This is a genomic window from Burkholderia glumae LMG 2196 = ATCC 33617, assembly GCF_000960995.1.
Classification (GTDB): Bacteria; Pseudomonadota; Gammaproteobacteria; order Burkholderiales; family Burkholderiaceae; genus Burkholderia; species Burkholderia glumae.
This window is the reverse complement of sequence record NZ_CP009434.1, coordinates 2,167,101-2,179,953: the sequence shown is the minus strand read 5'-3', so window position 1 is coordinate 2,179,953 and position 12,853 is coordinate 2,167,101. Positions and strand designations below refer to the sequence as shown.

Sequence of the window (12,853 nt, the reverse complement as noted above, 5' to 3'; positions counted from 1 at the left end):
CGCGCGTGGCGGGCGCGATGAAATGCGCGAAATGCGCGAAATGCGTGGCGGGTAAAGTAAACTACGCGGCTACGACGCAATCCGGCGTCGCACGCGCGCGGCGCCTCGGGCCGCCGGCGCGTCCGTGTCCGAATCCTGTCCTCTTCCAACGCGAACCAGGGCCGCGCGCTGCCGCGGCGAATGTGCCGATGACGCTGCGATTTATCCCCGGTATTTCCTTTCTTGCACGAATCCGTCCGCCCGCCGCGCGCCGTGCGTTCGTGACGCACTCGATCGCTGCCGCGGCCGCCGCGCTGCTGTCGGCCGCCGCGCCGCCCGCTCACGCGGCGCCTTCGGAGGCCGCCGCCGCGCCGCTCGCGATCACCGTGCGGCCGGGCCAGTCGCTGACCGATATCGCGGTGGCCGTCACGCAATCGCATGATCCCGCGGTGCTGGGCCGTGCGAGCCACGCGCTGTTCGACGCGAATCCGCAGGCGTTCATGAAACGCGATCCGAGCCGGCTGCGGCTTGGCGCGACGCTGACCGTGCCGCCGCTCGATGCGAGCGGGGCAGCGCTGGCGGCATCAGCCGCATCAGCGGGACCGGCAGCGGGCGCGGCGGGTACCGCACGCGCCGCCGGCGCCTCGGCGGCAAGCGCGGCAGGGGCAGGAGCAGGTGCCGCCGCGCCGCGTGCCGTGAGCGCCGCGGCCGGGACGCACGCGGGCGTGACGGCGGCACCGGCACCCGGCGCCTCGGCCAGCGCGCCCGCCGCGGCGCCGGCCGCCAGCCCCGTCGCGACGGGGCCTGGTGCCGCGAACGGCGCGTCGCATGCGGCCGATGCCACGGCCGCGGCCGCCGCGACGGGAGGTTCGTCGGCGGCTGGTGGGGCGTCGGCAGGCGCCGCTGCTGCGCCGTCGTCGGCCGCGAGCGCGGCACCGGCCGCCGTGGCGCGTCCGGCCGATGCCGGCTCGGCCGCGGTCGGCGCGGGCGGTCCGCACAGCTGGAGCGGCTCGATCCATACCGCGCCGCCGGTCGGTTCGAGTGCGGCGGAAGCCGCGCTGCTCGCACCCGGCGCCGCGGCCGGCAGCAGCGCCGCGCAGGCATCGTCGGCCGCGCAGGCGCGCCCGTCGAGCCTCCAGCAATTGCTCGCCTTGAAAAACCGCGTGCTGATGGAGCTGCAGCAGCATGGCGTCGGCAAGCCGGCTGCCGAAAACGCGGCGCCGACGCCGAAGGCGGCCACGCCGGCACCGGATGCCGCATCGATGCCGGCCCCGGCCAGCGCACCGGGTGCCGCCTCGGCCGCGAGTGCCGCCGAGGCAGGCTCGGCAGCCGCGTCGGCCCCGGCGCCGGCCGCGGTGGCCCCGCCACGGCCGGCCGCCGCCCGGCCGGCATCGTCTGCCGTGCCGCTCGACCGCACCGCGGTGATCGCCATCGGCGTCGCTGCGGCCGCACTGGTGCTCGGTTTCCTGTTCCGCCGCCGCCGGCGCGCAGCGCCTGACGAAGCGCCGCCGGCTCCGGCTCCGCAAGCCCCGGCGGGCGAAGGCGGCGCGCCGCCGGCGCCCGCCGCCGATGACGTGGTGCCCGCCGCGGCCGGCGCTGCGGCGGCTGTCGCGGCTGCCGATGCGGCTTCGCGCGAAGCGGAGCCGGCCGGCGAGGCCGAGCCGATCGAACCGCCGGCCGTGATGCCGACGCCGCGCGAGCCGGAACCCGAACCCGTCCCGCGAGCCACGGCCATGACCGAGCCGCTGCCGCCCGCGATCGAACACGCCGAACCGGCCGAACCGGCCGAACACGCCGAACACGCCGAACACGCCGAACACGCCGAACACGCCGAACCGGCCGTTGCCAAGACCGCCGAGCCGCCGAAAACGGCCGAGCCGCCGATGCTGACCGAGCCGCTGGCGTCGCCCGCTGCCGGGCCGCTCGCACCGGCTGAGCCGGATCAGCCCGTGGCGCCGGCCGAACCCGAGGCGCGAGCCGTGCCGCCCGCGCCGAGCCTACCCGAAGACGAGCCGCCGGGCGCCGCCGTGCCGCCGCCCGTTCAACCCGAAAGCGGGGAGCCTCCCGCGCAGCGCGAGGACACCGCGGGGGCGCCGCCCGTCCTGCCCGCGAGCGCGACGGACGCGAGCGAATCGAGCCAGACCGCCGCGGCCGACGCGCACGAATTCCCGGCCGACGCGGTGTCCGCGCTCGACAGCCTCGACATGCCCTTGCCGCCGCGCGTCGGCGAGCCGGAGCCGGAGCCAGGCCTGCCGTCACCGCTTGATTTTGCAGCGCAAAAAGCAACTAACGGTCTGCCCGCCGACACCCCGCAAACGCCGGCCGGCGACGCACCGGCAACGCCATCCGGTCAGCAGGCCAGCGAGCACGGCGAGCACGGCGAGCCCCCGGCAACGGTTTCGGGGCCGGAACAATGGGACGATGACGAACCGGCCGATCCGCCTCCCGCCGGGTCGCTCCCCGAAAACCGTTCCGCCGCGGGCTTCGGCGCGCTCGGCGGCGCGCAGTTCGGCGCACTCAATCTCGACTTCGACCTCGATCTGCCGGTCGGCCCGAGCGCGACGCCGCCGCCGCCCACCGACGACGCGCTCGACCGGATCGCGCAGAACAAGCTCGAACTGGCGGCCGAATACGTCGAACTCGGCGACCTGCACGGCGCCCGCATGCTGCTGAACGAGGTGATCGACGCGGGCCGCGCCGGCACCCGCGACGCCGCGCGCACGCTGCTCGCGAAACTCGCCGACGCGACGTGATGCGCATCGCGCTCGGCATCCAGTACGACGGCGCGGCGTTCCACGGCTGGCAGTCGCAGCCGCACGGCAACACCGTGCAGGACACGCTGGAGCGGGCCCTGAAGGCGTTCGCGCGGGTGCCGCTGCAGACCGTCGTGGCGGGGCGCACCGACACCGGCGTCCACGGGCTCGGCCAGGTGGTCCATTTCGACACCGAACTCGACCGCACCGCATTCTCCTGGGTGCGCGGCACCAATGCGTTCCTGCCGCCGAGCGTCGCGGTGCAGTGGGCCAAGCCGATGCCCGAGGCGTTCCATGCCCGCTTCGCCGCGTTCGAGCGCACCTACTACTACGCGCTCTACGTGCATCCGGTGCGCTCGCCGATGCTGGCCGCGCGCGCGGGCTGGGTGCACACGCCGCTCGACGTGGAGGCGATGCGCGCCGCCGCGGCGCATCTGATCGGCGAACACGATTTCTCGTCGTTCCGCTCCTCCGAGTGCCAGTCGAAGACGCCCGTCAAGCATCTGTACCAGATCGACATCCGGCCGTCGGGCAGCTTCATCCATTTCCGTTTTCGCGCCAACGCGTTCCTGCATCACATGGTGCGCAACCTGATGGGCTGCCTGATCGCGGTGGGGCGCGGCCGCTATCCGGCCGACTGGCTCGACGAGGTGCTGGCCGCGCGCAATCGCGACCGGGCCGCGCCGACCTTCGCGCCCGACGGCCTCTATCTGGCCCATGTCGGCTATCCTGACAGCTTTGCCGTGCCGCCCGCGCAGCTCGGCAGCGTGCCGTGGAGCACGGTCTGGGCCGACCTCGACGCGCCGCCGGCCCCGCCAGCGAACCCCTGATGCGGGCGGCCACGCCCGCGCCCCGAGCCGATCCCTTGTTGACGATGAGCGATACTCTGACTTCCCCCGGCGCCGCGCCGCGCCTTCGCACCCGCATCAAGCTGTGCGGGCTGTCCCGTCCCGCCGACGTCGAGCACGCGGTCGCGCTCGGTGTCGACGCGGTCGGTTTCGTGTTCTACCCCAAGAGCCCGCGCGCGGTCACGCCGCAGCAGGCGGCCGAGCTCGCGCGCCGGCTGCCGCCGTTCGTCTCGGCGGTCGGCCTGTTCGTCAACGCGAGCGCCGACGAGCTCGCGCGCGTGCTCGACGCGGTGCCGCTCACCACGCTGCAGTTCCACGGCGACGAGACGCCCGAGCACTGCCTGACGCTCGCGCGCGCGGCGCGCCTGCCCTGGCTGCGCGCGTTGCGCGTGGGCGACTCGACGCGGCGCGCCGATTTGGTAGAATCGGCACTTCACTATTCGACAGCCGCCGGCTGGTTGTTCGACACACACGTGCCGGACTACGGCGGCAGCGGCAAGGTCTTCGATTGGTCACTTATTCCCGCAGAGCTCGTGCATCGGGCCGTTTTGAGTGGTGGCTTGAACGCTCGAAACGTCGGTGAGGCGATTCGCCAGGTCCGCCCCTACGCGGTCGATGTCTCCAGTGGCATCGAGGTAGCGGGCGAGAAGGGCGTGAAGGATCACGCCCGGATGACGGCGTTCGTGAGCGCGGTGCGCGACGCGGACGCCCGGTGAGCCACAAGCCGGCGCGACCCCCCTCCGGGCCGCGCCGTCCAATCGAGAGTCACGGCATGTACAACTTTCCTGATGAGCACGGCCATTTCGGCCCCTATGGCGGCGTGTTCGTCGCCGAAACGCTGATCCACGCGCTCGACGAACTGCGCGGCGCCTACGAGCGTTTTCGCGACGATCCCGAATTCGTCGCCGAATACCAGCGCGAGCTGAAGCACTTCGTCGGCCGCCCTTCGCCGATCTATCACGCGCAGCGCTGGAGCGAGATGCTCGGCGGCGCGCAGCTCTACCTGAAGCGCGAGGACCTGAACCACACCGGCGCCCACAAGATCAACAACGTGATCGGCCAGGCGCTGCTCGCGCGCCGGATGGGCAAGCGGCGCGTGATCGCCGAGACGGGCGCCGGCCAGCACGGCGTGGCCACGGCCACCATCTGCGCGCGCTTCGGCATGGAGTGCGTGGTCTACATGGGTGCCGAGGACGTGCGCCGTCAGGCGGCCAACGTCTACCGCATGAAGCTGCTCGGCGCGACCGTGGTGCCGGTGGAGTCGGGTTCGCGCACGCTGAAGGACGCGCTCAACGAGGCGATGCGCGACTGGGTCACCCACATCGAGTCGACCTTCTACATCATCGGCACGGTGGCCGGCCCGCACCCCTATCCGATGCTGGTGCGCGACTTCCAGCGCGTGATCGGCGACGAGTGCAAGGTGCAGATGCCCGAGCTGGCGGGGCGCCAGCCCGACGCGGTGATCGCCTGCGTCGGCGGCGGCTCGAACGCGATGGGGATCTTCTATCCGTACATCGACGACACCGACGTGCAGCTGATCGGCGTCGAGGCGGCCGGCGACGGCCTCGACACGGGGCGCCACGCGGCCTCGCTGACGGGCGGCAGCCCCGGCGTGCTGCACGGCAACCGCACCTATCTGCTGCAGGATGCCGACGGCCAGATCATCGAGACGCATTCGGTCTCGGCGGGCCTCGACTATCCGGGCGTCGGCCCCGAACACGCCTGGCTCAAGGACAGCGGCCGCGCGCAGTACGTGCCGATCACCGACGAGGAGGCGCTGAAGGCGTTCCACGAGTGCTGCCGGATCGAGGGCATCATCCCGGCCCTCGAGTCGAGCCATGCGATCGCCTACGGCGCGAAGCTCGCCCCGAGCCTGCCGAAGGACAAGATCCTGCTCGTCAACCTGTCGGGCCGCGGCGACAAGGACATGCATACCGTCGCCGAGCGCGGCGGCATCACGCTCTGACGCCCGGATGCGCGACCTGATCGAAGAGTCCGCCGGCGCTGCGGCGCGCGAGACCGGCGCGGCTCCGGACGCGGCGCGCGCGCGCGCGCTGCCCGGCGACATCGACCTGCGCCACCGCGATTTCCTGACCGATGCGGCGAGCCTGCCGGACGCCTCGATCGACCTGATCGTCGCCGATCCTCCTTATGGGCTCGGCAAGGACTACGGCAACGACTCGGACAAGCTGCAGGGCGACGCCCATCTGGCATGGACCCGCCAGTGGCTCGAGCTGGCGATTCCGAAGCTCAAGGCGAGCGGTTCGCTGTACGTGTTCTGCACCTGGCAATACGCGCCCGAGATCTTCAGCTTCCTGAAGACGCGCCTCACGATGGTCAACGAGATCATCTGGGACCGGCGCGTGCCGAGCATGGGCGGCACCACGCGGCGCTACACGTCGGTCCACGACAACATCGGGTTTTTCGCGGTATCGAAGAGCTATTACTTCGACCTCGATCCGGTCCGCATTCCCTACGACGCCGAAACGAAGAAGGCCCGTTCGCGCAAATTGTTCGAAGGCAGCAAGTGGCTCGAACTGGGCTACAACCCGAAGGACGTCTGGTCGATTTCGCGGCTGCACCGCCAGCACGCGGAGCGCGTCGACCATCCGACCCAGAAGCCGCTCGAACTCGTCGAGCGGATGGTACTGTCGAGCTGCCCGCCGGGCGGCGTGGTGCTGGACCCGTTCATGGGCAGCGGCACCACCGCCGTGGCGTGTGCCCGGCACGGGCGCGGCTTCGTCGGCTACGAGATCAACGAAAGTTATTGCGCGATCGCGCGCGAACGCGTGGCCGCGCTCGCCGCGCCGGCGGATGCGTGAGGCGGGCCGGATGCCCGCCTGAGCGCCGCCCATCGTCATCGAATCAAGGAAAGCCACACCATGTCCCGAATCCAGAATACCTTCGCAGCACTGGCCGCCCAGGGCCGTAAAGGGCTGATCCCGTTCATCACGGCGGGCGACCCGGACCCGGCGAAGACCGTCGATTTCATGCATGCGCTCGCGGCGGGCGGCGCCGACGTGATCGAGCTCGGCGTGCCGTTCTCGGACCCGATGGCCGACGGCCCGGTGATCCAGCGCTCCTCCGAGCGCGCGCTGGCGCGCGGCGTCACGCTGCGGCACGTGCTCGACGACGTCAGGCGCTTTCGCGAGCGCGACGACCGCACCCCCGTGGTGCTGATGGGCTATGCCAACCCGATCGAGCGGATGGGCACCGAGGCCTTCGCCGCCGCGGCCAGCGCGGCCGGCGTCGACGGCGTGCTGGTGGTGGACTATCCGCCCGAGGAGGCGGCCGGGTTCGCCGCCACGATGCGGGCCGCCGGGGTCGACCCGATTTTCCTGCTCGCGCCGACCTCGACCGAGCAACGGATGGCCGAAGTGGGCCGGATCGCGAGCGGATATGTTTATTATGTGTCGCTGAAGGGGGTGACCGGCGCCGGAAATCTGGATGTTTCCAGCATTGCGGGTAAAATCCCGGCCATCAAGTCGCGCGTGCCGGTTCCGGTCGGCGTCGGCTTCGGGATCCGCGACGCCGCCACCGCGCGCGCCGTGGCCGAGGTTGCCGATGCCGTGGTGATCGGCAGCCGCCTCGTGCAACTGCTCGAGGAGTCGGCGCCGGAGGCGGCCGCAGGCGCGCTGCAGGCGTTCGTCGCCGGCATCCGCGCCGCGCTCGACGGCGAGGCGAAGGCGGCCTGACGGCCGCCGGTTGCCGTCGCTGCCCCGCACGCGCACCGTCCAGAAACACCGAACGCGGGCCGCCACCGGCCCGCCATGAAGAAGGAAACCAAACGATGAGCTGGCTCGACAAGCTGTTGCCGCCGAAGATCAAGCAGACCGACCCGAAGAGCCGCAAGGGCATCCCCGAGGGGCTGTGGGTCAAGTGCCCGTCGTGCGAGGCCGTGCTGTATCGCTCCGATGTCGAGGCGAACCTGCACGTCTGCCCGAAGTGCGACCACCACATGCGGATCGGCGCGCGCGAGCGCCTCGACGCGCTGCTCGACGCGGAAGGCCGCTACGAGATCGGCCAGGAAATCGTGCCGGTGGACACGCTGAAGTTCAAGGACAGCCGCAAGTATCCCGATCGCCTGAAGGAGGCGATGGAGGATACCGGCGAGACCGACGCGATGGTGGTGATGGGCGGCGCGATCCGCACGCTGCCGGTGGTGGCCGCCTGCTTCGAGTTCTCGTTCATGGGCGGCTCGATGGGCTCGGTGGTGGGCGAGCGCTTCGCGCGCGGCGCCCAGAACGCGCTCGAACAGCACGTGCCGTTCATCTGCGTGACCGCCTCGGGCGGCGCGCGGATGCAGGAAAGCCTGCTCTCGCTGATGCAGATGGCCAAGACCACGGCGATGCTGACCAGGCTGTCCGAGGCCAAGCTGCCGTTCATCTCGGTGCTGACCGATCCGACCATGGGCGGCGTGTCGGCCAGCTTCGCGTTCCTCGGCGACGTGGTGATCGCCGAGCCGAAGGCGCTGATCGGCTTCGCCGGCCCGCGCGTGATCGAGCAGACGGTGCGCGAGAAGCTGCCGGAAGGCTTCCAGCGCTCCGAGTTCCTGCTGAAATCGGGCGCGATCGACATGATCGTCGATCGCCGAAAGATGCGCGACGAGATCGCGCAACTGCTCGCGCTGCTGCAGCGCCAGCCGGCCGACGCGCTCGCCTAGCGCGGCGCGCGCCGCGCGGCATCCGCCGACGCGTCGTCCGGCCCGGCCGGGCGGCGCGTTTTCGTTTTTCCGGGCAGGCCCGTGCGCGGGCCTGCCGCTTCGCAGTGGTACAGATGAGCACATTTCCCACTCTCGATGCCTGGCTTTCGCACCTCGAAACCGCGCATCCGGTCGGCATCGACATGGGCCTCGCCCGCGTCACCAAGGTCAAGGAGGCGCTCGGGCTCGAGTTCGCCTGCCCGGTCATCACGGTGGGCGGCACCAACGGCAAGGGCTCGACCTGCGCGTTGCTCGAGACGATCCTGCTGAAGGCTGGCTATCGCGTCGGCTGCCATACCTCGCCGCACCTGCTGGCGTTCAACGAGCGCGCGCGGATCGGCGGCGCGAACGTCGACGACGCGGCGCTGCTGCCGCATTTCGAGGCGGTGGAGGCGGCCCGCCTGAGCCTGGCCGAGCCGGTCACGCTGACCTATTTCGAATTCACGACGCTGGTGATCCTGCGCCTGTTCGCGGCCAGCCAACTCGACGCGGTGATCCTCGAGGTGGGGCTGGGCGGGCGGCTCGACGCGATGAACATGCTCGACGCCGACTGCGCGGTCGTCACCAGCATCGACATCGACCACACCGAATACCTCGGCGACACGCGCGAGCAGATCGGCTTCGAGAAGGCCGGCATCTTCCGCCCCGGCAAGCCGGCCGTGTGCGGCGATCCCGCGCCGCCGCAGACGCTGATCGATCACGCGAACGCGATCGGCGCGGACCTCTGGCTGGTCGGACGCGACTTCCGCTACGAGACGCAGCCCGGCAACGAGCGCCAGCAGTGGAGCTACCTGGGCCGCGACAAGCGCTATCCGGCGCTCGCCTATCCGGCGCTGCGCGGCGCGAACCAGCTGATCAACGCGTCGGCCGCGCTGGCCGCGCTCGAATCGCTGCGCGCCCGGCTGCCGGTGTCGGCCCAGGACATCCGGCTCGGCCTTGCCAACGTCGAGCTGCCCGGGCGCTTCCAGGTGCTGCCCGGCAAGCCCGCGATCGTGCTCGATGTCGCGCACAACCCGCACGCGTCGGCGGTGCTCGCGCAAAATCTCGGCAACATGGGCTTCTTTCCGTACACTTACGCGGTGTTCGGCGCGATGCGCGACAAGGACATCGCGGGCGTGCTGCGGCAGCTGAAGGGCGAGATCGATCACTGGTGCGTGACCGATCTGCCGCTGCCGCGCGCCGCTTCGGCCGAGACGCTCGAGGCCGCCTTGCGCGAGGCCGGCGTCGAGGACGGCCCCGACAGCAGCGTGACGCGCTACGCGTCGCCTGCCGAGGCATTTCGAGATACGCTGAAGCGGGCCTCGGAGAATGATAGAATGGTGGTCTTTGGTAGCTTTTATACGGTAGCCGGCGTGATGGCCTATCGTAAATCGCAGCAACACTGACGGGCAGTCCGGATCAGCCATACATGGGAATCTTCTCGTTCGGCAAGAAGAAAGACGACGACGCGCCGCCCCGGCGCGGGTCACGGTCCGGGTCTCGCCCCGACTCCCGGGCCAGTCGCGGTGAGCGTGCCGAGCGGCGCACGCGCCGGGCCGAGCGCCCCGACGCGGACGCGCTGCTGCTCGACCCGACCCTCCCCGAGAAGCAACGTGCGCGCCGCCGCCTGGTCGGCGCGATCGCGCTGGTGGTGGCCGCCGTGATCGTGCTGCCGATGGTGCTCGACTCGCACCCGAAGCCCGTCACCGACGACATCGCGATCGACATCCCGAACCGCCCGACGCACGCTGCGCCCGCGCGCGACGACGAGGCCATCGACACGCAGGCCGGCGTCGCGCACGACGCACCGCCCGCGTCCGGCGCGGCCGAGGCGGACGCCGAAGCGGCGCCCGCCTCGGGCTCGAACCCTCCCGGCACTGCCGGCCCGTCGGCTGCGCAGGCGCCGCGGACGCCGTCGCCGCCGGCCGCCGCCGCGAAACCTGCCGTACCGCCCGCCACGCCGAAGCCCGCCACGCCGAAGCCGTCCGTCGCCCAGTCGAAGCCGTCGCCCGCACCGGCCGCCGCCGGGCAGGGCGGCGCGTCGCCGGCGTCGCCGCCCGGCGCGCGCTTCGCGGTGCAGCTCGGCTCGTTCAAGGACGACGCAACCGCGCGCGCCTGGGCGGACAAATTGAAAGCGGCGGGCGTACCTGCATATGTCGAGCATCGCAAGCAGGCGGATGGCAGCACGGCTACACTGCTCCGTGCCGGCCCGTTCGCCGATCGCGCGGCCGCGTCGGCCGCCATCGCGAAGGTGCGCGATGCGGGCCTGACCCAGTAAGCGCCGATGCTGACCGCGTTCGACTACGCCGTGCTGGCGGTGATCGCCCTGTCGGCGCTGCGCGGTGCGTGGCGCGGCTTCGTGTCGGAGATCTTCGGGCTGATCGGCTGGGTCGCGGCGTTCATCGTCGCGTGCCGCTATGTCGGCGTGGTGCTGCCCTTCATCCCGTCCACCTGGCCGGGCGGCGCGCTGACCCAGTGGATGATCGCGTTCGGCGTGATCGTGATCGGCGTGGTGCTGGTGGCGGGCGTGGCCAACGCGCTGCTGTCGAGGCTCGCGCAGGTGACGGGGCTGGGCGGCGTGGACCGCTCGCTCGGCTTGCTGTTCGGCCTGGTGCGCGGGGTGCTGATGGTGTTGCTGCTGGTGGCGGCGGCGGGGCTGACCGAGCTGCCGAAACAGGATTTCTGGCGCAACGCGTTGTTGCGTCCCTTCGCCGAGCAAGGCGTGCGCGAACTGAAGCCGTTCTTGCCCGACGGGCTGGCTGCGTACATCCACATCTGAGTACGCGGCGGCCAAACCGTTTTTGTATCCTTGAAGGACCCATGCCATGTGCGGCATCGTAGGCTTTATCTCTCATTCGCCGGTCAACCAGCTCATTTATGACAGCCTGCTGCTGCTGCAGCATCGCGGTCAGGACGCGGCGGGCATCGTGACGGCGGACGGCAGCAACTTCCACATGTACAAGGCCAACGGCATGGTGCGAGACGTGTTCCGCACGCGCAACATGCGCAGCCTGCCGGGTACCTCGGGGATCGGCCAGGTCCGCTATCCGACGGCGGGTTCGGCGTCGAGCGAGGCCGAGGCGCAGCCGTTCTACGTCAACGCGCCGTTCGGCGTCGTGCTCGCCCACAACGGCAACCTGACGAACATGGAGCAGCTCAAGGACGAGATGTTCCGCATCGACCGGCGCCACATCAACACGAACTCCGACAGCGAAGTGCTACTGAACGTGTTCGCACACGAGCTGCAACTGGCCACCACCGGCCTCGAGCTCGATCCGGCCGCGGTGTTCAAGGCGGTGGCGGGCGTGCATCGCCGCGCGCAGGGTTCGTATGCGATCGTCTCGCAGATCGCCGGCTACGGCATGCTCGCGTTCCGCGACCCGTTCGGCATCCGCCCGCTTTGCATCGGCAAGCTCGAGACCGAGCAGGGCACGGAATGGATGGTCGCCTCGGAATCGGTGGCCGTGGAGGGCATCGGCTTCGAGTTCGTGCGCGACGTCGAGCCGGGCGAGGCGGTGTTCGTCACGCTCGACGGCAGTTTCTACACCCAGCAGTGCGCCGAGAACCCGAGCCTGAACCCGTGCATGTTCGAGTGGGTCTACCTCGCGCGTCCCGATTCGTGCCTCGACGGCGTGCCCGTCTACAACGTGCGCCTGCGCATGGGCGACTACCTCGCCGAGAAGATCAAGCGCGAGCTCAAGGACGTGCCGATCGACGTGGTGATGCCGATCCCCGATTCGTCGCGGCCGGCCGCGATGCAGGTGGCCGCCAAGCTCGGCGTCGAGTATCGCGAGGGCTTCTTCAAGAACCGCTACGTGGGCCGCACCTTCATCATGCCGGGCCAGGCGGTGCGCAAGAAGTCGGTGCGCCAGAAGCTCAACGCGATGAGCATCGAGTTCAAGGACAAGCACGTGCTGATCGTCGACGACTCGATCGTGCGCGGCACGACCTCGCACGAGATCGTGCAGATGGCGCGCGATGCCGGCGCGAAGTCGGTGATCTTCGCCTCGGCCGCGCCGCCCGTGAAGTTCCCCAACGTCTACGGGATCGACATGCCGACCCGCAACGAGCTCGTCGCGCACGGCCGCACCGACGAGGAAGTGGCGAAGATGATCGGCGCCGATTACCTGATCTACCAGGATGTGGACGATCTGCGCCGCGCGGTGCGCGACATCAACCCGGCGCTCCAGGACTTCGAGGCCTCGTGCTTCGACGGCCGCTACATCACCGGCCACGTCACGCCCGAATACCTCGATTCGCTCGAGCGCGCGCGCCTCGCGCCGGCCTCGCAGCTCGATCGCGACCAGAACGGCGAGTCGGGCCGCTCGCAGATGAACCTGCAACTGTCGGTCGAATGAAACGCCGCGCCCGTCGTGACACATGTTAGGATGGGCGCTGCGTCGATTTGATCTCAGCTTGCGGACGCGGGGCAGTCACCCGAAACAGCTAAAGCGAAGGCCGGCCCGAATGCCGGCCCGAGTCGAAAGCTGCCGCACCTGAAGCCCGCCGATGCCGACGCATCGCGGGCTTTTTCGTTGGCCCTCGCGGCCTGGCGTGGCGCGCCCGCGGCGCGGCGCGCCCGAATGAAACCG

12 protein-coding genes are annotated in these 12,853 nt (G+C 70.7%); 11 read left to right on the top strand and 1 reads right to left on the bottom strand.

The genetic code is table 11. The features are described from left to right. Positions 1 to 319 precede the first annotated feature (319 nt). A complete protein-coding gene (locus KS03_RS32740) occupies positions 320 to 1,411 on the bottom strand; it encodes a hypothetical protein (protein WP_232252168.1) in 1,092 nt (363 codons plus the stop codon). Positions 1,412 to 1,661: 250 nt separating this feature from the next. Between KS03_RS32740 and KS03_RS32735 the strand changes: the two genes are divergently transcribed. The 11 genes from KS03_RS32735 to purF all read left to right on the top strand — a co-directional run bounded on the left by KS03_RS32735 (position 1,662) and on the right by purF (position 12,619). Beyond that, positions 1,662 to 2,732 (top strand): FimV C-terminal domain-containing protein, encoded by a 1,071-nt coding sequence (locus tag KS03_RS32735; RefSeq protein WP_232252165.1) that lies wholly within the window; start codon positions 1,662 to 1,664, stop codon positions 2,730 to 2,732. Beyond that, complete coding sequence (gene truA / locus KS03_RS09960) at positions 2,732 to 3,562, top strand: tRNA pseudouridine(38-40) synthase TruA (RefSeq protein WP_012733645.1); 831 nt, start codon at positions 2,732 to 2,734, stop codon at positions 3,560 to 3,562. Before KS03_RS32735 ends, truA begins: the two co-directional genes overlap by 1 nt. 44 nt (positions 3,563 to 3,606) lie before the next feature. Further along, positions 3,607 to 4,296 (top strand): phosphoribosylanthranilate isomerase, encoded by a 690-nt coding sequence (locus KS03_RS09955; protein ID WP_012733646.1) that lies wholly within the window; start codon positions 3,607 to 3,609, stop codon positions 4,294 to 4,296. A gap of 56 nt (positions 4,297 to 4,352) precedes the next feature. Continuing rightward, positions 4,353 to 5,546, top strand: coding sequence for a tryptophan synthase subunit beta (trpB, locus tag KS03_RS09950; protein ID WP_012733647.1), 1,194 nt, complete (start codon positions 4,353 to 4,355; stop codon positions 5,544 to 5,546). Between the two features lie 7 nt (positions 5,547 to 5,553). Next, entirely contained in the window at positions 5,554 to 6,402 is an 849-nt protein-coding gene (locus KS03_RS09945; protein ID WP_012733648.1) for a DNA-methyltransferase, read from the top strand. A gap of 60 nt (positions 6,403 to 6,462) precedes the next feature. Continuing rightward, positions 6,463 to 7,275, top strand: a complete 813-nt coding sequence (gene trpA / locus KS03_RS09940; protein ID WP_012733649.1) for a tryptophan synthase subunit alpha — start codon at positions 6,463 to 6,465, stop codon at positions 7,273 to 7,275. Positions 7,276 to 7,370: 95 nt separating this feature from the next. Continuing rightward, positions 7,371 to 8,243 carry an acetyl-CoA carboxylase, carboxyltransferase subunit beta gene (accD, locus tag KS03_RS09935; protein ID WP_012733650.1) on the top strand — a complete coding sequence of 291 codons (873 nt, stop codon included), beginning with the start codon at positions 7,371 to 7,373 and terminating at the stop codon, positions 8,241 to 8,243. A 113-nt stretch (positions 8,244 to 8,356) separates the two neighbouring features. Further along, positions 8,357 to 9,667: a bifunctional tetrahydrofolate synthase/dihydrofolate synthase gene (folC, locus tag KS03_RS09930; protein ID WP_017433356.1), complete on the top strand. Its 1,311-nt coding sequence runs from the start codon at positions 8,357 to 8,359 to the stop codon at positions 9,665 to 9,667. Positions 9,668 to 9,690: 23 nt separating this feature from the next. After that, complete coding sequence (locus tag KS03_RS09925) at positions 9,691 to 10,539, top strand: SPOR domain-containing protein (protein WP_012733652.1); 849 nt, start codon at positions 9,691 to 9,693, stop codon at positions 10,537 to 10,539. 6 nt (positions 10,540 to 10,545) lie between these two features. Further along, positions 10,546 to 11,040: a CvpA family protein gene (locus KS03_RS09920; RefSeq protein WP_012733653.1), complete on the top strand. Its 495-nt coding sequence runs from the start codon at positions 10,546 to 10,548 to the stop codon at positions 11,038 to 11,040. Positions 11,041 to 11,086: 46 nt separating this feature from the next. Beyond that, entirely contained in the window at positions 11,087 to 12,619 is a 1,533-nt protein-coding gene (gene purF, locus KS03_RS09915; RefSeq protein ID WP_017425014.1) for an amidophosphoribosyltransferase, read from the top strand. Positions 12,620 to 12,853: the final 234 nt, after the last annotated feature.